22 protein-coding genes are annotated in these 23,380 nt (G+C 65.1%); 3 read left to right on the top strand and 19 right to left on the bottom strand.

Features of this window, described 5'->3' with window-relative positions:
* Positions 1 to 10 precede the first annotated feature (10 nt).
* From BC1002_RS28070 to BC1002_RS28005, 14 genes are all read right to left on the bottom strand, one after another.
* Positions 11 to 1,651 (bottom strand): rhodanese-like domain-containing protein, encoded by a 1,641-nt coding sequence (locus BC1002_RS28070; RefSeq protein ID WP_041735562.1) that lies wholly within the window; start codon positions 1,649 to 1,651, stop codon positions 11 to 13.
* Positions 1,652 to 1,692: 41 nt separating this feature from the next.
* Positions 1,693 to 2,325 (bottom strand): cysteine dioxygenase family protein, encoded by a 633-nt coding sequence (locus BC1002_RS28065; protein WP_013093369.1) that lies wholly within the window; start codon positions 2,323 to 2,325, stop codon positions 1,693 to 1,695.
* Between the two features lie 58 nt (positions 2,326 to 2,383).
* Complete coding sequence (locus tag BC1002_RS28060) at positions 2,384 to 3,433, bottom strand: ABC transporter substrate-binding protein (RefSeq protein ID WP_013093368.1); 1,050 nt, start codon at positions 3,431 to 3,433, stop codon at positions 2,384 to 2,386.
* A gap of 27 nt (positions 3,434 to 3,460) precedes the next feature.
* Positions 3,461 to 4,198, bottom strand: coding sequence for an ABC transporter ATP-binding protein (locus BC1002_RS28055; RefSeq protein ID WP_013093367.1), 738 nt, complete (start codon positions 4,196 to 4,198; stop codon positions 3,461 to 3,463).
* Positions 4,191 to 5,024: an ABC transporter permease gene (locus BC1002_RS28050; protein ID WP_013093366.1), complete on the bottom strand. Its 834-nt coding sequence runs from the start codon at positions 5,022 to 5,024 to the stop codon at positions 4,191 to 4,193. Before BC1002_RS28050 ends, BC1002_RS28055 begins: the two co-directional genes overlap by 8 nt.
* 10 nt (positions 5,025 to 5,034) lie before the next feature.
* Positions 5,035 to 6,390, bottom strand: a complete 1,356-nt coding sequence (locus BC1002_RS28045) for an LLM class flavin-dependent oxidoreductase (protein WP_013093365.1) — start codon at positions 6,388 to 6,390, stop codon at positions 5,035 to 5,037.
* A 37-nt stretch (positions 6,391 to 6,427) separates the two neighbouring features.
* On the bottom strand, positions 6,428 to 8,092 hold the full coding sequence (locus BC1002_RS28040; RefSeq protein ID WP_013093364.1) for a rhodanese-like domain-containing protein: 1,665 nt from the start codon (positions 8,090 to 8,092) through the stop codon (positions 6,428 to 6,430).
* 75 nt (positions 8,093 to 8,167) lie between these two features.
* Positions 8,168 to 9,391: an acyl-CoA dehydrogenase family protein gene (locus tag BC1002_RS28035; protein ID WP_013093363.1), complete on the bottom strand. Its 1,224-nt coding sequence runs from the start codon at positions 9,389 to 9,391 to the stop codon at positions 8,168 to 8,170.
* A gap of 59 nt (positions 9,392 to 9,450) precedes the next feature.
* A complete protein-coding gene (locus BC1002_RS28030; RefSeq protein WP_013093362.1) occupies positions 9,451 to 10,608 on the bottom strand; it encodes an LLM class flavin-dependent oxidoreductase in 1,158 nt (385 codons plus the stop codon).
* Positions 10,609 to 10,640: 32 nt separating this feature from the next.
* The gene (locus BC1002_RS28025; protein WP_013093361.1) at positions 10,641 to 11,636 is read right to left on the bottom strand and encodes an ABC transporter ATP-binding protein; all 996 of its coding nucleotides are present in this window, start codon (positions 11,634 to 11,636) and stop codon (positions 10,641 to 10,643) included.
* Positions 11,626 to 12,645, bottom strand: a complete 1,020-nt coding sequence (locus BC1002_RS28020; RefSeq protein WP_013093360.1) for an ABC transporter ATP-binding protein — start codon at positions 12,643 to 12,645, stop codon at positions 11,626 to 11,628. Before BC1002_RS28020 ends, BC1002_RS28025 begins: the two co-directional genes overlap by 11 nt.
* Positions 12,642 to 13,505 carry an ABC transporter permease gene (locus BC1002_RS28015; RefSeq protein ID WP_013093359.1) on the bottom strand — a complete coding sequence of 288 codons (864 nt, stop codon included), beginning with the start codon at positions 13,503 to 13,505 and terminating at the stop codon, positions 12,642 to 12,644. The genes BC1002_RS28020 and BC1002_RS28015 overlap by 4 nt, the downstream gene beginning before the upstream one ends.
* Positions 13,502 to 14,527 (bottom strand): ABC transporter permease, encoded by a 1,026-nt coding sequence (locus tag BC1002_RS28010; protein WP_013093358.1) that lies wholly within the window; start codon positions 14,525 to 14,527, stop codon positions 13,502 to 13,504. The genes BC1002_RS28015 and BC1002_RS28010 overlap by 4 nt, the downstream gene beginning before the upstream one ends.
* Complete coding sequence (locus tag BC1002_RS28005) at positions 14,520 to 16,115, bottom strand: ABC transporter substrate-binding protein (RefSeq protein ID WP_013093357.1); 1,596 nt, start codon at positions 16,113 to 16,115, stop codon at positions 14,520 to 14,522. Before BC1002_RS28005 ends, BC1002_RS28010 begins: the two co-directional genes overlap by 8 nt.
* A 294-nt stretch (positions 16,116 to 16,409) precedes the next feature.
* Here BC1002_RS28005 and BC1002_RS28000 point away from each other — a divergent pair, with 294 nt between their 5' ends.
* The 3 genes from BC1002_RS28000 to BC1002_RS27990 all read left to right on the top strand — a co-directional run bounded on the left by BC1002_RS28000 (position 16,410) and on the right by BC1002_RS27990 (position 19,496).
* A complete protein-coding gene (locus BC1002_RS28000; RefSeq protein WP_013093356.1) occupies positions 16,410 to 17,225 on the top strand; it encodes an IclR family transcriptional regulator in 816 nt (271 codons plus the stop codon).
* A 663-nt stretch (positions 17,226 to 17,888) separates the two neighbouring features.
* The gene (locus tag BC1002_RS27995; protein ID WP_013093355.1) at positions 17,889 to 18,371 is read left to right on the top strand and encodes a hypothetical protein; all 483 of its coding nucleotides are present in this window, start codon (positions 17,889 to 17,891) and stop codon (positions 18,369 to 18,371) included.
* A 213-nt stretch (positions 18,372 to 18,584) separates the two neighbouring features.
* Positions 18,585 to 19,496 (top strand): LysR family transcriptional regulator, encoded by a 912-nt coding sequence (locus tag BC1002_RS27990; RefSeq protein ID WP_013093354.1) that lies wholly within the window; start codon positions 18,585 to 18,587, stop codon positions 19,494 to 19,496.
* Positions 19,497 to 19,509: 13 nt separating this feature from the next.
* On the opposite strand, the gene BC1002_RS27985 is transcribed toward BC1002_RS27990, so the two are convergent.
* The 5 genes from BC1002_RS27985 to BC1002_RS27975 form a co-directional block, all read right to left on the bottom strand.
* A complete protein-coding gene (locus tag BC1002_RS27985; protein WP_238538055.1) occupies positions 19,510 to 20,220 on the bottom strand; it encodes a gamma-glutamylcyclotransferase in 711 nt (236 codons plus the stop codon).
* A 177-nt stretch (positions 20,221 to 20,397) separates the two neighbouring features.
* Positions 20,398 to 21,582, bottom strand: a complete 1,185-nt coding sequence (locus BC1002_RS27980) for a thiolase family protein (RefSeq protein ID WP_013093352.1) — start codon at positions 21,580 to 21,582, stop codon at positions 20,398 to 20,400.
* A gap of 135 nt (positions 21,583 to 21,717) precedes the next feature.
* Positions 21,718 to 22,002, bottom strand: a complete 285-nt coding sequence (locus BC1002_RS37990; RefSeq protein ID WP_157874803.1) for a hypothetical protein — start codon at positions 22,000 to 22,002, stop codon at positions 21,718 to 21,720.
* Complete coding sequence (locus BC1002_RS37985) at positions 21,959 to 22,213, bottom strand: hypothetical protein (protein ID WP_157874802.1); 255 nt, start codon at positions 22,211 to 22,213, stop codon at positions 21,959 to 21,961. Before BC1002_RS37985 ends, BC1002_RS37990 begins: the two co-directional genes overlap by 44 nt.
* 135 nt (positions 22,214 to 22,348) lie before the next feature.
* Positions 22,349 to 23,323 carry an alpha/beta fold hydrolase gene (locus BC1002_RS27975; RefSeq protein WP_013093351.1) on the bottom strand — a complete coding sequence of 325 codons (975 nt, stop codon included), beginning with the start codon at positions 23,321 to 23,323 and terminating at the stop codon, positions 22,349 to 22,351.
* Positions 23,324 to 23,380: the final 57 nt, after the last annotated feature.

The raw sequence follows: 23,380 nt of genomic DNA, 5'->3' as shown, positions 1-23,380 counted from the left end.
CACGCGATCATCAACGAATCGGCTGGGCAAGCGTGTCCGCGTGGGCCGCTTGCACGTCGATGCAAAACTGGCGAAGCTCGTCTGGCGCACACTGCGCAATCAAGCCGGTTTCCCACGCGAGATAGGCCCGCGCCGCATCGAGGTTACCTTCGTGGCGGTCATGCACAAAAAACAGGTAGTCGATCCGCTCACTATCCGCAGGGGTTCGCGGCGACGCTTCGATCGCGTAGCCTGCTTGCCTGAATGTATCGATGCCGTCTTTCGCAATCGATACATCGCTGAAGCGAGCCTCGCGCAGATCGAACGCGGCGAGCGCGGCCAACTCCTGTGAATCCGCCAGCAGCACGATGCGATGCGAGCGCCGCGCTTTCTCAAGTGCCGCAGCTAAGCGTGGACGGATCGACCAGCGCGCCCGCTCGGGATGGCCGCCGCGATACGCGGCGCTGGAGCGCAGATCGAGCACGTGCACGTCTGCTGCGCCGCGCAGCTTGCGCAGTCCGTCCGCATCGATCAGGTCCTCTTCGACCGGGCCATGCGCAGTGGCGTGCGGCCCGTGACGCTTCAGTGCGTGTGCATCCCGCTCCTGGACCAACGCGGTTTCAAGGCCCAGTTGCACGAGCCATGTCGCCATGACAGGCGCGCGTATGCCGTCGTAATCGACCAGCAGCACGCGAGCACGGCGCACGCCGATGGTCTGATCCGTTGCCTGAAGCAATTGTCCGCCGGGTGCGTGCACGGCGGCGGGCACGCCGTCGCGCGCGAACTCGGCGGCGCTGCGCACGTCGAGCAGATAGGTGGTGCGGTCAGCGGCGTCGAGCCATGCTTGCGCGGCTCGTGCGTCGAGCGTGGTCACGGCGAACCGTGCAGCAAGTGACGCCGCACGGTCACGCGCTTCGCTCGATATACTGTCTTCGACGCTATCCGGATAGCGTCGCGCGCTGCCGCGCTCCAGTTCCAGACCGGCAAGCGCCCAGCCTTGTGTGCCGTTTTCGAGCGCGACGACCGGATTCGGCACGCCCAGACTGCGCAGCAACTGCGCGCCGATGATGCTGCGCGTACGCCCCGCGCAATGAATCACGACAGGGGTGCGCGGGTCCGCCGCCAGCGCACCGAAACGATAAGCCAATTCGCCGTTGGGGCAGCTCACCGCGCCCGGAATCGTCATCTTCGTGTGCTCTTCGACGGTGCGTCCGTCCAGCAGAATCAGCGGCGCGCGCTCCGTCTTCAATCTGGCGAGATCGGCCGCCGAAATGTGCGGCGTCTCGTACGCATGCTCGACGAGTTCGCCGAAGGTTTTCGACGGCACGTTCACGCCCTTGAACAGCGTGTAGCCGGCCGCGGCCCAGCCGCGCGCGCCGTCTTTCAGAACGAACAGCCGCGTGTAGCCCAACGCATGAAGCCGACGTGCGGCGCGCCGTGAGATTGCTTCGTCATCCGCGCCAGCATCGAGCAGGACGATGCGTACTTCGCGCCGCGGCGCGAGGCGGACGATATCGAGTTCGAGCCGGCTATACGGCAATGGAACCGCGAAGAACGGATGGCCTTCGCCGAACTCGCCAGCTTCTCGCACGTCGAAGAAAGCGATCTCTTCGTCGTCGTTCAACCATTCACGGACGGTGGTCGCGGGGATCAGCGAAAAAGTGTCTGCCATTGGAGAATCGGAAAGCCCGAAGTTGGGATCGGACGATGCCATCAACCGACTGCCTGGGTCGCGCGCTGCAGGTGTTTCGCGTTGTAGCGCACCACGAGGCCGGTATCGGTTTCGAAGCCGAGGCGGCCCGTCAGCATTTCAAGCGGACGGCCATACAGATGAAGATGCAGCGTCGGCTCCGCGCCGCCGACGTGAATACTGTGGATATCGTCGGGAAGAAAGGCGATCGGAATGCCGGGCCGCACCACCACTTCGTGCAACAGTTCGAGCGTTGCGCGCTCCGGGTCGCGGCCATCGTCGGTGCGCCGGTAGATACGGTTAAGCTCCGCGCCTTCGATCGCCGCGATTACGGCCCATGTGTCGTGGTTGTGCGGAATCGTCGTCTTGCCGGGCAGCAGCGAATTCAGATACAACGCCAGTCCGTCTTCGCCGGGATTGAGCCTGTAGCGGGTCGAGGTATCGCCGCCGTCGAGGCGCGGCGGCGGAAAATCAGCGGCGTCGAACAGTGTGTGACGCGTCGCGAGCTCGAGTAGCAGCGCGCTGATCGCCTTCAATGCTTCGCGCGTAACGCCCTTTTCAAGGATGATCGAGCGGGCGTCGGCCAGCAGATTCTGTATCGCTTCACGGCGTTGTGCGGCGATAACGCTGCTCGATTCGTTCGTGGTTGTCGTCATGGTCGTGTGATCAGTTCTCGTGAGGACGTCGCGCGGCATCCGGGATCGCAACAGCGAATCAGTCCCTGGACGGGATCGGCCAGATCGCTTTCTGCGCGGCATTGAAGCGCGGATCGTATTCGACGTCGACCTTCACCTTCTTGCGGATCGCGTGTCCGTCGTACAGGATGTCGGCGATGTTCTGTTCCTCACCGAGCAGGCCCTTGTCGAACTTGACGAAGCTGCCGCTGCGAACCTGGTACTCGAACGCGGCGCGTTCATCGGAGATCTTCAGCGTGTCCTTGAGGATGCCGATCACCTCATCCTTGTGCGAATCGTGCCAGGACCAGTAACCCGACATGCGGGAGAAGAAATCCTGCAGTGCCGCGACCTTGGCGGGATCTTTCAGGTTGGCGGAAGTCGTCGTCCATACGTTGAGCGCCGGAATCTTCGTGTCGCGGTCGCTCAGCAGAACGTGGCCCGCGCCCGACCTGATCGTCGGCAGGACCGGGCCGAGGGCGCCCGAATAGACGTCGACCTGCCCCGCGTTGAAGCCCGCCGCCGATGTCGCGCCGTCCGCGAACTTGATCGGCTGCACGTCTTTCTCGCTCAACCCCGCCTTGACCAGCGTCGCCAGATATTGCGCATGGTTATAGCCGCCGTAGTTGTAGCCGAACTTGTGTCCCTTGATCGCCTGTACGCTCGTGATGCCCGAGCTCGTGCGCAGCGCCGTGATCTCCGGCGGATAGTCTTTGGAATACGCGTTGCGCCAGCCCGCGACGATGCGCAACGGCGTCGAGTCCTTGGTCCAATCGGTGCGCGCGTTGGCCTGCTCGATCGTGAGCGACGTGTCGCCCATGTGACCCAGATCGATCCGGCCCGCGTACAGTGCGGACAGATTCGCGGCCGGCCCGGTCAGCAGCACCCATTCGATCTGGTAAGGCGTTCCGTCGACCACGCCCGATTTGCGGATCAGCGCGGGAAATGCGGGGTCCTGATAGGCGATCACGAGCTTTGCGTTCTTCAGATCGGCCTGCTGGCTTTGGGCGTGAGCCGTACCCGAGGACGCGAGCGTGAAAGTAGCAAGCAATGCGGCAACACCTCCGAATAGCGATTTCTTTAGCGACATGGCAACCCCGGTGATGAATGAAAAAAGTCAGGACACGCTGAGCGAAAACTGCCGCAGCAGGTCACGCTTCAGTGCATTGAATTCGGGCGAGGTCACGTCACGCTCGCGCGGCAAATCGACCCGCGTTTCGTGGCAGATCCTGCCTTTGGAAAGAATTACGATCCGGTCGGCGAGTATCAATGCCTCGTCGAGGTCATGAGTCACGATCACGAGGCCGAACCGGTAGTGGTCCCACAGCTTCAGCACGAGACTCTGGATGCTTCGCCGTGTGAACGCGTCCAGCGCGCTGAACGGTTCGTCGAGCAGCATCAGGTCGGGCCGCCGATACAGCGCGCGAGCCACGGCCACGCGCTGCGCCTGGCCGCCCGAAAGGCTGACGGGCCAACTCGACAGCTTGTCTTCGAGACCCACGTCTTGCAGCGCGGCGCGCGCCCGTTCTTTTGCATCCGGCTTGCGCGCGTCGTCCAGCAGCACGTTCGCCCACACCCGCAGCGCTCCGATCAGGCGCGGTTCCTGGAACACCACCGAGGTATTCGCCGACACTTCCGCGCGGCCGCTCGTTGCCGATTCGAGTCCGGCGAGCAGTCGCAGCAACGTGGTCTTGCCGGTGCCGGACGGTCCGACGAGCGCGACCACTTCGCCCTTGTGCACCGTGAAGTCGACCTGATCGAGCACAGCGTTCTCGCCGTAGCGCTTGCCGACGCGCGACAGGCTCGCGACGACTGACGCCGTCTGCCGATCCGTCTGGTATGCGAGCTCAGACATGCGCACCTCGCCAGGCGAGCGCTTTGCGCTCGATGTAGCGCAGCAGCGCGTCGACGCTGATCCCCAGCGCCGCATACACGAGGATGCCCGCGATGATGATGTCGGTACGCTGGAACTGGTTGGCGTTGTTCAGGATGTAGCCGATGCCCGCGCTTGCGTTGATCTGCTCAGCGGCCACCAGCGCCAGCAGCGAGATCGCCGCCGCGTAGCGAACGCCGACGAGTATGCCGGGCAGCGACATCGGCAGGATGATCAGGCGGACCTGATGCGCGCGCGTCAGCCGGAACGTGCGGCCGAGTTCCAGCAGCTTGGGGTCGATACCGCGGATCGCGTGATAGGTGCTCAGATACATCGGCGAAATGGCCGCTCCCACGATCAGCGCGACCTTCGACACTTCGCCGATGCCGAACCACACGACGAAGATCGGCACGAGCGCGATGAACGGTATGGTACGCAGCATCTGCAGCACGCTGTCGAAGCCGCGTTCGGCGGACTTGCTCAAGCCGGAGGCCACGCCCAGCAGCATCCCCGCGCCCCCGCCGATCAGCAGGCCCAGCGCCGCACGCGCGAGCGACACCTTCAGCGCGTCCTGCAGATCGCCCGACTGCCACAACTCGCGATACGCGGCGAGCACCGACGCGGGCGACGGCAGCACGAATTCGCTCGCCACGCCCAGCGACGAAGCCAGCTGCCACACCGCGATCAGCAGCACCGGCACGAGGCAACGCAGCAACGGTTCGCGCAGCGTCAAGCGTCGCAGTAACATCGCGCCGGCAGCCGGCGCGGGAGTCACCGCAAAAGTGGAATCACGTGTGGTCATACTCATTTTCCCTCCTTCAAGAGACCGCATCGGCCGCGGCGGCGAGGCCCGCTTGCGCATCGGCATAGCGGCTGGGCGGCCGTGGCAGACCATAGTGTTCACGCAGCGTCGTGCCTTCGTACTCGCGGCGGAAGATGCCCTTGCGCTGCAACAGCGGCACGACCTGATCGACGAAATCCGCGAGCCCCGACGGAAACACATCCGCATTCAGATTGAAGCCATCCGCCGCGCGGCCGGTGAACCAGCGCTCGATGTCGTCCGCGATGGTCTCCGGCGTACCCACCAGCATCCGGTGCGCGCCGGGATTGCGATCGAGCAGATCGCGCACCGTCAGGTTCTCGCTGCGGGCGAGCAGCACCGTCGAGCGGATAAAGCCGCCGGAGACGTCGGAGCGCGCACCGCTGTCGATCAGCTCATACGGCAGCGGCTCATCGAGACGCAAATCGGTGGGCTCGACACCGAGCGCGCCGGCGAACTTCGCGAGTTCCGCACTGCGCTCGAGCAGCGCGTCCATCTCGGCCTTGCGTTGGCGCGCCTCGGCGAGCGTGCCGCCGATCACCGGATAGAGGCCGGGCAGGACCAGCAGATGAGCCGGATCGCGGCCGTGCGCTGCGGCGCGTGCCTTGATGTCGCGGTAGAACGCCTGTGCGCCCTCGAAAGTGGTCTGCGCGGTGAACACCGCGTCGGCATCGCGTGCGGCGAGTGCAACGCCGGCTTCCGATCCGCCGGCCTGCACGAGCACCGGCCTGCCTTGCGGGCTGCGCGGCAAATTCAGCGGCCCGCGCACCTGAAAATGCGGCCCACGATGCCCGATTGCGTGCACGCGCGCCGGGTCCGCATAGAGGCCGCTCGCGCGATCGGCGACGAGCGCATCGTCTTCCCAGCTATCCCATAGCTTCAGCACGACGTCGACGAACTCCGCCGCGCGCGCGTACCGCGCCGGCTTGTCCGGCGCTTCGCCGAAACTGAAATTGGCGGCCGCCTGCGGGTCGTAAGTCGTCACCGCATTCCACGCGACCCGCCCAGCGCTCAGATGGTCCACCGACGCGAAGCGGCGCGCGAGGTTGAACGGATCGTTGAACGTCGTCGATGCGGTCCCGATCAGCCCGACGTGTTGCGTCACGCCGGCGAGCGCCGTGAGCAGCACGGTCGGCTCCAGCGACTGCGAGGGCCCGTGCGCGTGACCGCGCAACGCCAGCGCGTCGGACAGGAACACCGCATCGAGCTTGCCGCGCTCGGCGATCCGGGCGATCGAGGTGAAGAAGCCGAGGTCGACAATCGACTTCGGGTTGTCGAGCGTGCGCCAGCCGGCGGGATGACGGCCCATGCCGGTAACGTTTGTGTTCAGATGCAGTCTGCGAGACGCGCTCATGTTTGTGTCCTTTGCAACGATCGATGGCCGTGCACGCTCACACCGTGCTCTGTAGCGTCGCCAGCCATTCGGCGCTGCGCGCGCGGGTGGCGGTGTCGAAGTCGATCACGTCGATCGACGCGATGCCGTCGCGTTCGAGCTGCGCCACCAGTTGCAGCTCCCATGCGAGGTACGACTCCATTTGCTGCGCGGCCTGGCCCGGCGGGTAGTGATACGGGCTGTACCACGCATCGTCGTCGCCGGTCAGATTGCCGTCGTCGCCCGCGGCCTGCGGCAGACCGAGTGCGAGCCAGCGCGCGGTACCCCCGAGCAGCGCCGCGACGTTCGCGTGCCGCTCGCGCAACTCGTCGGCGAGCAGGCCGGCGAGCACGCCGTCGCTCGACGTGAGCACGAGCTGGCGCGCCGGGTCGTCGATGCGAGGGACAAGATCCTGCAACGCGCTCGCGGCAATGAAGCGCGCGCCGGCGATATGCGCGCGGCGAAACGCGAGGCTGCTGTCCACGTCCACCACCTGCACGCTGCCCGCTTCGAGCGCGCGCGCGAGCCGATCCGCTTCGATCCATCGCGTGCGGCCAGGAGTCCGCAGCACTTCGCGCGGCTCGGGGCCGGCTTCGAAAGCGGCGGAAGCGTCGTCATCGGCCAGCACGAACACCTGCAGATAACCGAGCTGCACGAGCCACGACGCGGTCATACGCGCCCGCACGCCATCGTCGTCGCCGAGCACGACCCGCGCGTGCAACGTGCCGACGTACTCGTCGGTCGCCTGCACGAGCTGCCCGCCGGGCGCCGAGCGCCAGCCGGCGCGATGGCCCGCTTCGTATTCCAGCGGACTGCGCACGTCGAAGCGGTACAGCGTATGCGTCGCCGTTTCGCTTTCGAAGCGCGCAAGCGTCGCGCGGTCGATCTCGACGACACCCGCTTTGGCCGCCGCGCGCTGTGCAAGCGTGCGCGCGCCGGCGAGCGCGGTCTCGTCGGGACGCGGGGCCGTGCGGATCTGACCGCGCTCGAGTTCGAGCCCGGCCAGCAGCCATGACATCGAACCGCCGGTCAGCGCGGCGACCGGATTGGGGATGCCGGCATTGACGAGCGATTGCGCGCCGAGAATGCTGCGCGTGCGCCCCGCGCAGTTGACGACGATCAGCGTATCGGGCGAAGGCGCTGCCGCCAGCGCGCGATAGACGAGCTCGGCGCCGGCGCATTCGATGCCGCCCGGAATGTTCATCGTCTGGTATTCGGGAAACGGGCGGCTGTCGAGCACCACGATGTTCTCGCCCGCATCCTGCAGACGCTTCAGCGTCGGCGCATCGATATTCGGGGTGTGGAGGCGCTGCTCGATCACTTCGCCGAACGCCTTGCCGGGCACGTTGGTCCCGCTGAACACCTCGAAGCCGGCCGCCTCCCAGCCTGAGACACCTCCTTCGAGAATCGACACGTTCGTATAGCCGAAGCGGGCCAGCAGCGCGGCGGCGCGCGGCGTGTATTCGCCGGCTTCGTCGACGAGCACGATCGGTGTGGTACGGCGCGGCACGAGCTGCCCGACCACGAGGCCGAGCCGCCCGACGGGCGCGATGGACGAATAGAACAGCCGGCGGCGTGCGCAGACGCCCTCTTCGCGCACGTCGAGGATCGCGAGTTCGTCGCGGGCAGCAAGCGCGGCGCGCAACGCGGCGGGACCAATAAGCGGAACGTTGGATTGACTCATCGTCGGATGTCGGGGAAGTAAGAACTCTCGGGGTCCGCCTGTGGCCTCGCGGGCAGCAAGCGGAGCGGCAATCACTCAGAAGAAGGCGGCGGCCGGCAGCGGTACGCCGTTCAGCGCGTGGTTGCCGAGCACTCGCGCCTTGTAGAGCCCCGGGTTATGCGAGGCAATCGTGCGGATGTTGCGCCAGTGGCGGTCGAGTTGCGACGCCTGCTTCGCGGCGGACGCGCCGCCCACGTCGAAGATGCGCGTCGCGCCCTGCAGCGCGAGCTGATCGATCACGACCTTCGCTTTGGCGCTGCGCAGTGCCGCTTCCACGAACAGCGCATCGTCGGGCTGGCCGGCGATCGCGCTGTCGAACGCCTCGCCGAGCACGGCCGCCGCGTTCAGCACCGCGGCCTCGGCGACGAACGCCGCGCTCTGCAACTCGCCCACCGTTTCCTGCAGCAGCGGATCGTCGGCCGGGCGCGGCGCCACTGCGTGATAGAAGTTGCGCTGGCGCTGCTGCACCAGTTCCACCGCGTCCTTCGCGACGCGGCGCAAGATGCCGGCGATGATCGTCGTCAGATAGAGCTGCGCGAAGGTAGCCTGCTGCGGCAGCTGCACTTCGTCGGCGTAGACGAGCACGTCTTCGGCCGCGACCTCGACGTTGCTAAATACCGTGGTGCCGCTCGCGGTCTGGCGCTGGCCGATGCCGTCCCAGTCGTCGCGCACGTCGACGCCGGGCTGCCGCACCGACACGCGCGCGCCGACGAACCGGCCGTCCGAAGTCTTCGCATTGACGATGATGTGATCGAAGTACAGGTTGCCGGTGCTGTAGTACTTGGTGCCCGTCAGCCGGTAGCCGGCGCCGGCCGGCTCGAGGCGCGTATTGCCGTCGCCGTCGCCGATGTTCTGCGTGCCGAGCTCGCTCGCGCCGAGGCCGAACAGCTCGCCTGCGAGCACGCGTTGGGTCCAGCGCTGGTACTGCGGCAGTTGACGCGCGCGCAGTGCCTTCTCGACGAAGGCGAAATGGTTGCGCAGGATGTGCGGAATATTCGAGTCGGCCTCCGCCAGATCGAGCACGAGCTCGAACAGCTGCGGCAACGTGGCGCCCGCGCCGCCTTCGTGCTTCGGTACGCGGAAGACGCCGAGGCGCGCGGCGCGCACCAGTGCGATCGCGTCGCGCGCATCGCCCTCGCCGCGCTCGCGTGCCGCCGCGCCGGCCGCAATCGCCGTGACGAGCTCGCGCAGCGCCGTCGATTGCGGCTGCACGACTGCGAGCCCGGAATCGGCGGCCAGATTCGAATCGATCGTTCCCATCAGCAAGACTCCTCGTGTATCGGATGAAACCGTATGTGTTGTTTGCGCCTGCTATGTCACTAACCCGCGGACTGCACACGCACCCGCAGACCGGCCTGCTCGAGCAGCGGCAGCACCGCCTCGCCGAAGTACGCGAGATCGGGCTCGAAATCGTAGAAAGTCAGTTGCACGCCATCGATGCCAGCCGCTTTCAGACGCAGCAGATCGTCGACGACATGCTCGGGTGAACCGATGATCTGGATGTTGCCGCCGAGCACCCGCTGCTCGCGCTGATGGCCCTTCCAGGCCTGGGCGTCGCTGCGGCGTCCGGTGAAGCCATCGACCGCGCCGAAATCGGCATGCGAAAGGATCGCGTCGTGATACGCGCGCGCCTCGCGCTCGGTCGGCCGGCAGACGATGGTCGGGTTGATCAGCGTGCGCACCTGCCGGCCGTGCGACTGTGCCGTCGCCCTCACCTGGGCCGTGTGCGCCGGTAGCACGTCGAGCGCCGCGTCGATCTGCGCGCCGGCCGAGCTCGTGATGAAGATCAGGTCCGAGTGTTTCGCCGCGTAGTTGATCCCGGCCGGCGAACTCGTCGCGTTGACGAGCACTGGGCGCCCATAGCGCGGCTTCGGCGACACGAACGCGTTGCGCGTGTGATACCACTTGCCGTCGAACGTCAGGTTGTCGTCGAGCAACCACAGCCGCTCCATCAGTTCGATGAACTCGCCCGCCATCTCGTAGCGCTGGTCGTGTTCGAAATGGCCTTCGCGGCCGAACATTTCGGCCTCGTCGATCGAATGGCCAGTCACCATGTTCAGCCCCCAGCGGCCGCCCGAAATATGGTCGAGCGTCGCGCCGAATTTCGCGAGATGCAGCGGGTGCCAATTGCCGTACAGAATGTGCAGCGTCGAAACCAGCAGGATGCGATGCGTGATCGACGCGAGCGACGCGATCGTGATGAACGAATCGAGCGATTCGCGCCGGTAGCGCAGCGCGCCGCCGTGGCCGTCCTTGCCGAGCCACTGCGCGAGCCCGAACACGAGATCGAAGCCGAGGTCCTCGGCCTTGCGCGTGAGGCGCGCGTTGTAGTCGAAGCTCCAGTCGGTGGTGCGCGGCAGCGTCGACATCGACCAGCCGCCGCTCTGGATCGGCAGGAACAGACCGAGCATCAACGGCTGGGCGAGCGCTCGCGACAGCGGGCTATCGGGGAATTCAGCGGGAGACGGAATCGACATAAGCCACCGGATAGAAAATGAATGGAGCGCCGTCAGGCGTCGTGCACCGATGCGATCGGCGCCGGGTTCGAAACGTTGGACACATGCGCCCGCGCGTCGCGGCCGTATAGATGACAGGCCACCGCATGCGCGCCGCCGAGTGGGATCAGCTCCGGCGGCTGCTCGCCGCACCAGGACTTCGCATGCGGACAGCGCTGCTGAAACCGGCAACCGCGCGGCGGTGCGTACGGATCGGGCAACTCGGCCGCCGACGGCGCGGCGAGCCGCGCACCGCGCGCCGGGATCGAGTCGATCAGCAACTGCGTGTACGGATGCGCCGCGTGCCGCCAGAGCGCTTCCCGCGGCAGGATCTCGACGATCTGACCGAGGTACATCACGGCGATGCGATCGGCCAGATAGCCAACCGCCGCGAGGTCGTGACTGATGAACAGGCACGCGATGCCGCGCTCGCGCTGGAGGTCGGACAGCAGATTCAGCACCTGAGCCTGCAACGACACGTCGAGCGCCGAGACGGGCTCGTCGCAGATCAGCACGTCGGGATTCACGCTCAACGCCCGGGCGATATTGACGCGCTGACGCTGGCCGCCCGACAGCTCATGCGGCATCCGCTCGGCAAGCGTGGCGGCGAGGCCCACCTGGTGCAGCAGCGCATCGACGCGCTCGCGCCGCTCGGCCGGTGTGCCGACCCGGTGCACTTCGAGCGGCAGCGTCAGGCTGCGGCGCACGGTCTTGCGCGGATCGAGCGCGCTCAGCGGATCCTGGAAGACCATCTGCATGCGCCTGCGCCAAGGCAGGCGTTGCCGCTGCGAGAGCGCACCGAGGTCCTGGCCGTCGAGCCGCACGGTGCCCTCGGCGGGCTCGATCAGATGCACGATGGACTTGCCGAGCGAACTCTTGCCGCAGCCGGACTCGCCCACGAGCCCGAGCGTCTCGCCGCGCCGCAGTTGCAGCGACAACCCATCGACGGCGCTCAATACGCCGCGCCGGGTCGTATAGCGCACGCTCAGGCGATCGACTTCAAGCAGCATGACTCCCCCTGTCGTGAGCGTTAATGGCCCCAGCCCGAAGATCGAAAACACAGCCCACTCCGCCCTCGCCGATCTGCCGCCACGCCGGCACAGCTTCGCGGCAAGCCGCCTGCGCGAACGTGCAGCGCGGCGCGAATGCGCAGCCGCGCGCCACCGCGCCCGGGGCCGGCACCGCGCCGGGAATCTCCGCGAGCCGTGCCCGCGCGCCGCCGCGCAGCGGCCGCGCCTGCAGCAGACGTTGCGCGTACGGGTGCCTCGCATCGTCGAAAAGCTCCGCGGCGGGTCGTTCCTCGACCTTGCGGCCCGCGTACATTACGGCGACACGGTCCGCGAGTTGACCGACGATGCCGAGGTCGTGCGTGATCAGCAGCAACGCCATGCCGGTCTGCTGTTGCAGCCGTGCGAGCAGCGCGAGAATCTGCGCCTGGATCGTCACGTCGAGCGCGGTGGTCGGCTCGTCGGCAATCAGCAAGCGAGGCTGACCTGCCAATGCCATCGCGATCACGACGCGCTGACGCATCCCGCCCGACAGCCGGTGCGGATAATCGTCGATACGTCGCGCGGGTTCCGGAATGCCGACCTCGTGCAACAGCGCCAATGTTTCGTTGCGCGCTGCGCGCCCGGACAGACCACGATGCAGCTTCAACGCCTCGCCGATCTGGCGGCCGATCGTGCGCACCGGATTCAACGCGGCGAGCGGGTCCTGAAAGATCATGCCGATGCTGCCGCCGCGCAGACCGCGCCACGACGCCTCGGGCAATTCCAGCAAATCGGTGCCGGCGAAACGCAGCCGCGCGGCCTCGATGTGCGCAGCGCGCGCATCGAGCAGACCCATCAGCGCGAGCGCCGTCGTGGATTTTCCGCAGCCCGACTCGCCGACGAGCGCGAGCGTCTCGCCCGCGCGGATCTCGAACGACAATCCGTCGACCGCCCTCGCCGACGCACGGCCATGAGCGCCCGCGAAGGTGATGTCCAATTGCTCGACCTCGAGCAGAGCGGCGCCGTTCACAGCGTCCTCCCGCGATGCGGATTCGCGAGGTCGTTCAGACCGTTGCCGATCAGGTTCAGGCCCAGCACCGTAACCAGTACCGCACTGCCCGGCAGCGCGGTCATGTACCACGCGGTCTGCAGTGCCTCGCGGCCCGAGCCGATCATGCTGCCCCAGGTGATGACATTCGGATCGCCGAGGCCGAGGAACGACAGCACGGCTTCGGTCAGGATCGCGTTGCCCGCGAGAATCGACATCATCACGATGGCCGGCGTCGCCACATTCGGCAGCACGTGGGTGAGCACGATGCGCGGCCGGCTCATGCCGAGCACGGTCGCGGCCTGCACGAATTCCGCGCGGGCGACGCGCAGCGCATCCGCCCGCACCAGCCGCGCGACCTGAGGCCAGTTCGTCAGCGCCACACCGAGCACGATGGTCAGCACGCTCGGATGCACGACCACCACCAGCACGATCGTGAAGAGCAGCGCGGGCATCGTCTGGAACAGCTCGGCGATACGCATCAGCACGTCGTCGACGAGGCCGCCATAGAAGCCGGCCACCGCGCCGATCAGCAGGCCGGCGAGCGTGGCCAGCAACCCGGCCGCGATGCCGATCTCGACCGACACTCGCGCACCGTACGCAATGCCGCTGAACACGTCGCGCCCCATCATGTCGGTGCCGAGCGGGAACGCCGGGTCCGTTTGCGGCCACGTGAACGGCGTGCCGGCCATGTCGAGCGGGTCGTTATGCGTGAAGTACGGCGCACCGATCGCGAGCACGCAGATCGCGGCGAGCAGCAGCACGCCGATGCTCAGGCTCGGCGACTGGATGACACGCCGCCACGGGCGTGCGGGTTTCACCGTGAGCACGATGTCACTCATCGCTGCTCCTCGATGCGTGGATCGAACCACCCGTAGGCGAGGCCCATCGCCAGATTGACGATGAGCACCAGCACGGAACTGAAAAGCAGAATGCCGAGCAGCAGGTTCAGATCGCGCGAGGCGACGGCATCGAGCGCGAGCTGACCGAGCCCGGGCCAACTGAACACCGTCTCGATCGCCACCGAGCCGCTGAACAGCGTGCCGAACTGCAACGCGGTCATCGTGACGATCGGCAGCAGCGCATTCGGCACGACGTGCGCGCGGATCGTCGCGGCCCGCGACAGACCTTTCGCCCGCGCGGTACGGACGAAGTCGAGACCGGCCACCTCCAGCACGGAGGCGCGCATCAGCCTTGCGTAGATCGCGAGGTAATACGCGGCGAGGCAAAACACAGGCAGCGCCATGTGCGCCGCGATGTCGCCGACGCGGGTCCAGCCAGTCGCGGCGAGGCCCGGCGTCGTGATGCCGCCCGCCGGCAACCAGTGCAGATGCGCGGAGAACAGCACCATCAGCATCAGCCCCAGCCAGAACAGCGGCGTCGCGAAACCGAGTGTGGCGAGGATCGAGATCGCGATGTCGATCGAGCGCCGGCGCGACACCGCCGCCACCGTCCCGGCGACACAGCCGAACAGCAGCGCGATCACGAGTGCGCCCACCATCAGCAGCGCCGTCGCCGGCAAGCGTTCGAGAATCAGCCGCAGCACCGACTCGTTGTAGCGGAACGACCAGCCCAGATCGAGGTGAGCCATGCGGTCGAGGTAAGCGAGAAACTGCAGCGCGAGCGGCTGATCCGTGCCGAACTGATGGCGAAGCGCGGCGAGGTACTCGGGGGTCGCGGCGCCCGCCTCGCCCGCCATCACGTCGGCCAGATCGCCCGGCGCGAGACGCAGCCAGAAGAAGTTCAGCACCGCGATCGTGACGACGAGCGGCAGCGCCTGCAGCAGCCGGCGCAGCGGGTATGGGAGTGGCCGGCGGCGCTGGCGGGACGCCGACCTGCTGGCACGGATCGGCACGTCAGCCATGGGCGGACGCGCCGATGGTCACGTCGTCGAGCGACGCGTATACACCGATCGGTGTCGTGTTGACGTTCTGCAGGCTGCGCGAATAGATGCGGAAGAACTTCAGTTCCGCGAGCGAGATGGACGGCAGATCGCGTTGCGCAATCACCTGCATCTGGTGAATTGCCTGCGTGCGCTTGTCCGGGTCCTGCTCGGTCTGGATCGCCTCGATCACGCGATCCATCTCGGGCGACGCGTAGCCGGAGCCGTTGCTCCACGGGGCGCCGCTGATGATGTTCTTCGACCAGAAGCGGCGGATCACGCCGATCTGCGGATCGGCGAACGCCGCATAGAACACGTTCATTGTGTCGAAGTCGTGTTCCGTATAAATCTTCCGCAAATAGGTCGGCAGATCGTAATTGACGAGCGTGACCTCGACACCGATGCGCTTGAGTTGCTGTTGGATGAACTGCCCAGCGCGTTGGTAATCCTCACCATACGTGTGGTTCAGGTGATTGAAGCGCAGGCGCACGCCGTCGCTGCCGCGCGGAAAACCGGCGGCATCCAGCAGTGCCTCCGCTTTTTGCGGGTCGTACGGATACTGCGGTGTGTCCGCCGCATAGAAGCGGGTTTGGTAGCTGGGCACCGGTCCCGTCGCGGGAGTCGCAAAGTCGTAGAACACGGTCTTCGCCAGCAGCTTCAGGTTGATCGCATGCGCGATCGCCTGCCGCACGCGCACGTCCTGAAACCGCTTCTGACGCAGATTGAAGTCCATGAAGAACATCGGTGCGTTCGAGCGCCAGCCTTTCGTATCGAGGACGAGATTCTGGTTCTGCTCGAGACGGCGCGCTTCGACGAGAGAGACCGGCGTCAGCGGCGCGTACTGCACGCTGCCGTTTTGCAGCGCGATGCTGCGCGCGCTCGCATCCGGAATGATGCGGAAGATCAGCTCATCGACGCGCGGCCTGCCCTTGTCCCAGTAGTCGGGGTTCTTTACCAGGCGAATGTAGTTGCCGCGGTTCCATTCCTTGAAAATGAAGCCGCCCGTGCCGACCGGCTTCGCGTTGTACGGATTGGTCAACGGATCGGTGCCGGCGTACAGATGCTTCGGGAAGATGAATGCCGAAGACGTGTCGAGATACGACCAGATCACGGGCGATGGCTGCGCGAGCCGGAACACCGCGGTGTACGGATCGGGCGTGTCCACCGCGACGATCTGCGCGAACGTGGGCCGCGCGATCGGATGCACTTTCTTCGACACTTCCATGATCGAGTACTGCACGTCCGCCGACGTGAACGGCGTACCGTCATGCCACTTAACGTCGTTGCGCAGCCTGAACGTGATCGTGCGGCGATCGACCGACTCCGTCCACGAGGTGGCGAGCTGTGGCACCGGACGGAACGCTTCGTCATAGGTGACCAGTCCATCGAACATATTGCTCGACACCACGTTGGTCGGATTGGCCGGCGTCGATCCGGCTGCGAGGCCAGCCGGCTCCGGCAACGTATTCGCGACGAGCGTGGTGGAGGACGCGCCCCAGGCGAAGTCGCCAAGCAGGCTCCCGCCGACCATCGCGGTGGCCCCGATCAGAAACTCTCTACGTGTCGACATCAGTGCGTCTTTTTTATCAAGGTAGGGCGTCCTGATCAGCGGACGCTGGACAAGGTCCGAGACAGCGGGCGGCTTGCGCAGGCGGGGTGGACCCTTTGCGATTCCCGATGCCGGGGCTATTTCACAAACTGTGCTGCCTGTACAATATTTCGGAAGAAAAATTCCGTTTTATTGTATGGACCTCCCCGGGGCTCACCAACCAAGCAATTCATATATGCAATTCTGTCCAGCCGGTTTCGTGATGTACGCTGCCTACCTTCAGTGCCTGCCTGCCCTCGCCGGATCCCGCTAGCCATGGCATCCATTCCCAGCACAGAAGGCGCCGCCGAACGACGCGAGACCGAATCGGGCGCGCTCGCGCGAGGATTGAACGTCTTGTCCCGTCTGCACGAAGCCGCGCGCCCGCTCAGCCTGCAGGAAATCGCGGATAGCGTCGGGCTAGCCGCCAGCACGTGTCACCGCCTGCTTCAGTCGCTCGATCAGGCAGGCTATGTGTATCGAGAAGGTTCGCTCTACTGCCCGACGCCACGGGCCGCCTGCCCCCTGCCGCTCGAACACCCACTGAACCGTCTGCGGCGCGACACCGCCCCGCTGATGCGCGAGTTGCAGGAGCGTCACGGTCCGTCTGTGCTGCTGATCGCTTTCATGGGCAACCATCGGGCGACGGTGGACTCGGTCGCGGGCAACTACAGCGTGGCGCCGTATTTCGACACCAATGTCAGTGCGCCGCTGCACGCGTCGGTTTCCGGCAAGCTCTTGCTGAGCGATCGCACGCCTGAGCAACGTGACCTGCTGCTCGGCCCCGCGCCCTTTCCCGCTCGTACAGAGTTCACCATCCGTGATCGCGCGGCGCTCTATGCCGAGCTTGACCAGGTTCGGCAACGCGGTTGGGCCACGAACGAGAACGAGAACGTGATCGGGATCTGTGCGGTAGGCACCCGGCTCAGCGCGCCGTCGGGGCGCGCGGTGGGCGCAATAGTGCTCACCGGTCCGAGCCGCTTTTTCAAGAAGGGCAACGAAGCGATGCGCGATGACCTGCTGAAGTCAGCGGAACTGCTGAACTCGACCTCGCATGCGGTTCGGGCGATGTCGCAGTTTCTTGGAATCTAGATCGCCGGTTATACCGGCGGATGAAGGAGCGTGCGAAGCGAATCATCGATCACGCGGTCAGCCTGCCGCGCGCTTCGGTCGGAGCGCAAAAGGACGGGTGTGTTTCAAGCGTATAGAACCGGGCGTTGTGCCTGCTACAAAACCTGGGGGATGGTACCGAACCGTTGCAGTATGTCGTAGTCGAGGATGCGAAAGAGTCTGCTCCAATGCGGCGCGAGACGTCGGAGCGTATTCACTCATCGTGGGCAAAGGACAAGTTTCGCCTGGAAACGTCTTGACCGCCGAGGCTTCGAGGGAGTGCGCGACGTTCCGATGCGACCATCGCAGCACATCCCGGCGCAGACGTTTCCTCGCTGGCCGTTGTGCTTGCATCCGCGCAACCTCTTTGGAGTTGTCGGTCCGACCTTTGCAGGAAGGCTCGCCTGCGGCCGTTCGGCGGAACACTTAGGCTTTTATGCGCGTCCCGCGATGTGTTCGCTTGCGAACACATCCATATCGAATGCGTCCATGCTGTGATTCATTGTCGGGCTGGCCATGTGAGACTATGTGCTCTCCCACGCTGGCCAAGCGGCCTGCGATAACAAAGTCGACCGTTGGCGACGCGCATTTCATTGGGAATCCTTTGGGGGTTTTTACCAATAACTCGACCATATGAGGATTTCGATGACACTGAACGTGGACGGCACGGCTGGCGTGCCGGATGAGATCGTTACGACGCCGACCGATGAGTCAATCCAGGAGCCCAATGCGTCAGGGGACGATGCGGATCTGGCGGTAGCTGAGTCAGCCGACGTTGCAGATGCGGCGGTAGCTGAGTCAGCCGACGTTGCGGATGCGGCGGTAGCTGAGTCGGGCGACGTTGCGGATGCGGCGGTAGCTGAGTCGGGCGACGTTGCAGATGCGGCGGTAGCTGAGTCGGGCGACGTTGCGGATGTGGTGGAAGCTCAGTCAGGCGACGTTGCAGATGTTCCGCAAGCTGAGTCAAGCGACGTTGCAGGTTTGGCGGAAGTTGAGTCAGGCGACGCCGTTGATGCGCAGGTTGCTGAAAGTTTGAGGGAGGATGCCGACGCACCCGCTGATGAGAACCCAGCGGCCGATCCAGTAGATCCGGCCGTCGACCAAGACGGCGAAGTCAACGAGGATTGACGGTCGGCACTCCGGGCAATCCTTGTACCGCCCCTGTCTCGCACCCGGCATCGGGAGTTGCATACCCGGTGCCGGAGCCTCAGCCGGGGACTTATCGCGCCACTGCGTCCGCGTCCTGTCATGGACTTCAACGGGCATTGAAAGCGCGCAAACAGCAGGTGTCGAAATTGTGCGGTCTAATGGCGTCTTCCCCATCGAACTGAGACGCCCGTCATGGACCGCATCGCAGCGATGAACGCTTTTGTCCGCGTAGTCGAAGCCGGCACGTTCACGAAGGCGGCTGAAACGCTCGACATGCCGAACGCTTCGTTGACGCGGCTGATCCAGAAGCTCGAGGAAGACCTGAAGGTGCGGCTGCTGCAGCGCACGACGCGCTCGGTCACCGTCACGCCGGAAGGCGCGATCTACTACGAGCGCGTCGTGCGCCTGCTCGCGGAGTTCGCGGATATCGAATCGTCCACCACCCATGCACGCATGAAACCGTCGGGCAGGCTGCGTGTCGATGCCGCGACGGCGATCGGCGCGCTCGTGCTGGTGCCGGCGCTCGACGACTTCTACCGCACCTATCCGGACATCGGCATCGAACTGCAAGTCGGCAACGAGCGCACCGACCTGATCGCAGAGGGTTTCGACTGCGCAATCCGCGCCGGCAGGGTCGACGAGCAGTTTCTGGTCGCGCGGCAGATCGGCAGTTTCGGTTTTACGACCTGCGCGACGCCGGCGTTTCTCGCCGCGCACGGCACGCCGACATCGCCGGACCAGCTATCCGCGCTTCCGACTATAGGCATGATTCCGTCGCACGCGGGCTATCCGCCGTCGTTTCCGTTCTTGTACGACGATCGGAAAGACGGCCTCCAGTTAAAGCACCGGCTCGTCGTGAACGATACGAACGCTTATCTTGCCGCGGGTCTCGCTAGTCTCGGGATCATCCAGGCGCCCACCTACTCGGTGCGCGACGCGATTGCCGCGGGCAAACTCGTGCCGCTTCTCGAAGACTGGCCGCAACCGACCATACCCGTCCATGTGATCTATCCGCCCAACCGTTATCTGAGTGCGAAAGCGCGCGTGTTCATCGATTGGCTCGTCGAACTTTTCGAGCGCGACGAGCTGTTGCGCCGGCGGTGATCCGTCGTGACCTTTACCTGGTGGAGTCGGCTACGTCTGCATCGCGTATCGCCCGCCGCAAGCGTTCGATGCCCGCATCGAGCAAGCCGAGGCGCTCGAGGGTCAGCGCAGTTTCGTCGAAGTACGCGCGCGAGGTGCCGAGCGGTCCGCGTCCGGTGCGGATCAGGTGTGCAACATGATCGATCGGAGAGCCGCCGATATAGCGCTGGTGCCCGCGATTGACGACGAAGGTCAGCGCCCGGATGTTGCGGCCGCCGGCCGTCGCCCGAACCCATCGCGCGTCGTACGCGCCGGCCAGCATTTCGCGCCGCCACAACAGACGCAGCTCGGCTTCGACCTTCGCGGCATCGATCCGGTGCAGCAGGCCGTTGCACGCGCCACCGCGGTCGAGCCCCAGCATCGCGCCGGGCTTTTCGGGCGTGCCGCGACCGAAGATCATCCGCAGACAGAATCCACGGTGCCAGCCATGCACGCGCGCGACGCTGGTCTCGACCACTTCGAACGCTGGATTCCACATCAGCGAGCCGTAGCCGAACACGTGAAGGTCCCGCCCGCCCTCGTGAGAATCGAGCACCGCACGCAGCGTCCGTTCGAGCTCCGCATCGCTGCGCAACGTCAGGCCAGCGGGCGGGTCCGCGCGCAGCGCGTGCAGCAGCGTCCCCTGCGCCAGGTGTTCGCGCGTCAGCTCGTATAGGGAAGCCGGATGTTTCTGGTCGCCGGACATGAAATGATGTGGGTTGCCATGACAGAACAAAAGTAAGTTGCAACGGCTCGCTGACCAGGCGTGCTTGCCCCAGCCGATCGCCGGATGGCTCGAGCGCGCGTAACGGGGCAACGTGAATTGCCACTCGTCGCACGAGACCATCCAGCTCGCCACTCCCGGCGCGACCTCAGACCGCCGTTACAGGATCTCCAGCGCGAGCGCGATACCCTGACCGCCACCGATACACAGCGTGACGATGCCGCGCTTCAGGCCATCGCGACGCATCGAATGGACGAGACGCGTGATCAGGACCGCGCCCGTAGCTCCGATCGGATGACCATGCGCAATCGCGCCGCCTTCGACATTGACGATGTCGTGCGGGAGTCCAAGCTGCCTGGCAACCGCGAGCGGCACGGCGGCGAATGCCTCGTTGATCTCGACGCGTTCGACGTCGGCGAGCTTCCAGCCCGCTCGCTCCAATGCGATATGCACCGCCGGCACGGGACCGAGACCGAACATGCCGGGCTCGACAGCGGCGATGCCGAAAGCGGCAAGGCGTGCGCTCGCTTCGATACCCTTCGTGTCGGCGTAACCGCGCTCGGCCACGATCATCGCCGCCGCACCGCTGTTCAGGCCGGGCGCATTGCCCGCGGTGATCGTGCCATCAGGACGGAACGCGGGACGCAGCCTTGCCAGTGTTTCCACGGTCGTTTCCGGGCGCGGCTGCTCGTCGCGCGTGAACTGAACGCTCCCCTTACGCCCTTCTATTTCGACGGCGACGAGTTCGGCATCGAATGCGCCGCGTTCCTGCGCGGCCGCGAAACGCTGCTGCGAACGCGCGGCCCACTCATCCTGGGCGCGCCGCGTCAGGTCGGTCTTCGTCGCGAGATCTTCCGTGTGCCAGCCCGAGTGCTCCCCCGAGAATGCATCCACGAGACCGTCGCGCAGCATGCTGTCGTGCACTTGTGCGTTACCCATGCGAGCACCCCAGCGAGCGGTGTCCAGCAGATACGGCGCGCGCTCCATGCTTTCCATGCCACCGGCAACCGCGACTTCACCATAGCCAAGCGCGATTTCCTGAGCCGCCGAGACGACCGCCTGCGCGCCCGAGCCACAGACGCGGTTGACGGTGAGTGCCGGCACCGATACGGGCACGCCGCCGCCGATGGCGGCCTGTCGCGCCGGATTCATCCTGTTACCGGCCTGGACGACATTGCCCATCACGACGGACGACAGCGATTTCGGATCGAGCGCGGCGCGCCGCAACGTTTCCCTCACGACCAGCGCGCCAAGCGCAGTCGCGGGGACGTCCTTCAACGATCCACCGAACGCGCCAATTGGTGTACGAACGGTATGAGCAATGACAACTTCACGGGTATTCATCGATGTTCCCTGGAATGAAATGCTGCACTGGTGTGCCTCTAGCGAAGGCGGCCGACCAAGGTTGGTCGATTCGCTGTCCCCCGGGTCTGGCAGATACTGTAAGAAGGGTCCGCACAGGAAGAAAGAGTGTGCCGATCAAAGCATCATTCCAAAGCCATCAATAATCACGGCGGAAGCTGGAAAGCGCTTTTCATCAAGCGCGGCGCGCGCATTGACACCACGATGATCGAGCGGTACCGAGCTGCTCTCAGGTTCACCGTGGAGGCTGTTATTCGAATTGATCGGTGGTCCAACAACCGCACAGCAACCCATCGCCATCAGATGCTCTTGACGGCTCGACGGGGCGGCGCCGCCGCCGATGAGCACCGATTCACGATCAATGATCGACCGGTTTGATGGGCAAGAGACCCGTCTGGCCATAGAACTCCTGCATGGTGAAGGCTTCACGCTCCCGCTGAGCGCCAGCGCGGCGATCCAGCATCGAGAAAGTCCAGATGCCGACGAACGCCAGCGGCACCGAAATCAACAGGCGTCGTCGACGCCTTCTCGGCAGCGCGGCCGTTGGTGTCGGCGCGCTCAACCTCGGATTGAATGGCTGGGCAGATGCACAGTCTATTTCAGGAACATGCACCGGTTCGAACTCGTTTCGCCAGGGACTTGTCCGCACCCGGCGACACCGGGCCAGCATGAACAGGCCCGATTCACGGCAAATAATGCACCGCAGTGCCGGAGATCGGGCTACCTGCGCCTCGACGACGCACCCGCTCTAGTCACTGACAGGATGGCTCCCCGCGCTAAACGCGGTGTGAACTTCATGCACCGTCTGTTCAGGCGCTTGCAGATGCGGATAGTGGCCGAGCTTCGGGAGAATCGAAAGCTCCACGCCGGTACGGTTCGCGTACTCAACGCCCATTTCCTTCTTGATGTAGATATCCTGTTCGCCCCACACCACCTTTACGGGGACCTTCAGCTTTGCCATATTGGCTTCGAAGTAGTCCTGGTCGCGGGTGAAGGAGGAATAGTAGTGGAAGAAGGCGTCTGCCGACGTGACATAGCCGGCCCAACCTTTCGCGATATCGTCCCTGAACTCCTGGGGCAATGCGTAGCGCTCCTGCGCCGACATGCCGCGGAAGAAAGTGTTTGCCAGGATTTCGTCGCGGTTCTTGTTCATCGCGGCACGCACGGCATCGGACGAAGGCTTTGACTTCAGGCCCTGCAGGCTTTCGTACATGTACTGCGGGCGGTTGAATGGAGCAAAGTCGCCAACGATGATCTTTCTGGCGATATCCGGTTTCTCCAACGCTGCCAGCAGCGCAGGCAACGCCCCGATATCGGTCGCATAAATCACCAGCTTCGAACTGTCGATGCCAGACGTGCGGATATAGTCTGCCAGCACACGCGCATAATCCTTCGGCGCATAGGAGAAGCGATCGGCGCCTGGACGCGAAGACTGTCCATAGCCCGGCCAGTCGAACGCGTGCACCTCGTAATCGCTGGACAGGGATTCGGCAATCGGCTTCCACGCATACATGGTCTCCGGGAAGCCATGCAGGAACAGTACCGAACCCTTTGGATGCGCGGGCCGGTAGACCATATAACGCAGCTTGATGTCAGGATTGACCTGCACCTCGCCGACTTCAAGCTTCGGCGCCGACGACGATGAGGTCGGCACAATCTTGCATGAGGAAACGCCCGCAGCTAATGCGGGGAAGACTGTCGCGTTCATTACAGGTTTGAACATGATCGTGGCTCCCGTTTAGTACGAAATTGCGCCTGCTAACCAGTGTGCTTCAGCGCT

Source organism: Paraburkholderia atlantica (assembly GCF_000092885.1).
GTDB classification, from domain to species: domain Bacteria; phylum Pseudomonadota; class Gammaproteobacteria; order Burkholderiales; family Burkholderiaceae; genus Paraburkholderia; species Paraburkholderia atlantica.
This window is presented reverse-complemented; position numbering and strand designations above follow the sequence as displayed.

What these genes read in the sequence shown, in the direction of transcription:
- BC1002_RS28050 (WP_013093366.1), bottom strand. Translation starts at nt 5,024, where the DNA reads ATGAGTATGACCACACGTGATTCCACTTTTGCGGTGACTCCCGCGCCG.
- BC1002_RS28070 (WP_041735562.1), bottom strand. Translation starts at nt 1,651, where the DNA reads ATGGCAGACACTTTTTCGCTGATCCCCGCGACCACCGTCCGTGAATGG.
- BC1002_RS27995 (WP_013093355.1), top strand. Translation starts at nt 17,889, where the DNA reads ATGACACTGAACGTGGACGGCACGGCTGGCGTGCCGGATGAGATCGTT.
- BC1002_RS28035 (WP_013093363.1), bottom strand. Translation starts at nt 9,391, where the DNA reads ATGGGAACGATCGATTCGAATCTGGCCGCCGATTCCGGGCTCGCAGTC.
- BC1002_RS27985 (WP_238538055.1), bottom strand. Translation starts at nt 20,220, where the DNA reads ATGTCCGGCGACCAGAAACATCCGGCTTCCCTATACGAGCTGACGCGC.
- BC1002_RS28015 (WP_013093359.1), bottom strand. Translation starts at nt 13,505, where the DNA reads ATGAGTGACATCGTGCTCACGGTGAAACCCGCACGCCCGTGGCGGCGT.
- BC1002_RS37990 (WP_157874803.1), bottom strand. Translation starts at nt 22,002, where the DNA reads ATGGCCAGACGGGTCTCTTGCCCATCAAACCGGTCGATCATTGATCGT.
- BC1002_RS27990 (WP_013093354.1), top strand. Translation starts at nt 18,585, where the DNA reads ATGGACCGCATCGCAGCGATGAACGCTTTTGTCCGCGTAGTCGAAGCC.
- BC1002_RS28065 (WP_013093369.1), bottom strand. Translation starts at nt 2,325, where the DNA reads ATGACGACAACCACGAACGAATCGAGCAGCGTTATCGCCGCACAACGC.
- BC1002_RS28000 (WP_013093356.1), top strand. Translation starts at nt 16,410, where the DNA reads ATGGCATCCATTCCCAGCACAGAAGGCGCCGCCGAACGACGCGAGACC.
- BC1002_RS27975 (WP_013093351.1), bottom strand. Translation starts at nt 23,323, where the DNA reads ATGTTCAAACCTGTAATGAACGCGACAGTCTTCCCCGCATTAGCTGCG.
- BC1002_RS28060 (WP_013093368.1), bottom strand. Translation starts at nt 3,433, where the DNA reads ATGTCGCTAAAGAAATCGCTATTCGGAGGTGTTGCCGCATTGCTTGCT.
- BC1002_RS28030 (WP_013093362.1), bottom strand. Translation starts at nt 10,608, where the DNA reads ATGTCGATTCCGTCTCCCGCTGAATTCCCCGATAGCCCGCTGTCGCGA.
- BC1002_RS27980 (WP_013093352.1), bottom strand. Translation starts at nt 21,582, where the DNA reads ATGAATACCCGTGAAGTTGTCATTGCTCATACCGTTCGTACACCAATT.
- BC1002_RS28005 (WP_013093357.1), bottom strand. Translation starts at nt 16,115, where the DNA reads ATGTCGACACGTAGAGAGTTTCTGATCGGGGCCACCGCGATGGTCGGC.
- BC1002_RS28025 (WP_013093361.1), bottom strand. Translation starts at nt 11,636, where the DNA reads ATGCTGCTTGAAGTCGATCGCCTGAGCGTGCGCTATACGACCCGGCGC.
- BC1002_RS28040 (WP_013093364.1), bottom strand. Translation starts at nt 8,092, where the DNA reads ATGAGTCAATCCAACGTTCCGCTTATTGGTCCCGCCGCGTTGCGCGCC.
- BC1002_RS28055 (WP_013093367.1), bottom strand. Translation starts at nt 4,198, where the DNA reads ATGTCTGAGCTCGCATACCAGACGGATCGGCAGACGGCGTCAGTCGTC.
- BC1002_RS28010 (WP_013093358.1), bottom strand. Translation starts at nt 14,527, where the DNA reads ATGGCTGACGTGCCGATCCGTGCCAGCAGGTCGGCGTCCCGCCAGCGC.
- BC1002_RS28045 (WP_013093365.1), bottom strand. Translation starts at nt 6,390, where the DNA reads ATGAGCGCGTCTCGCAGACTGCATCTGAACACAAACGTTACCGGCATG.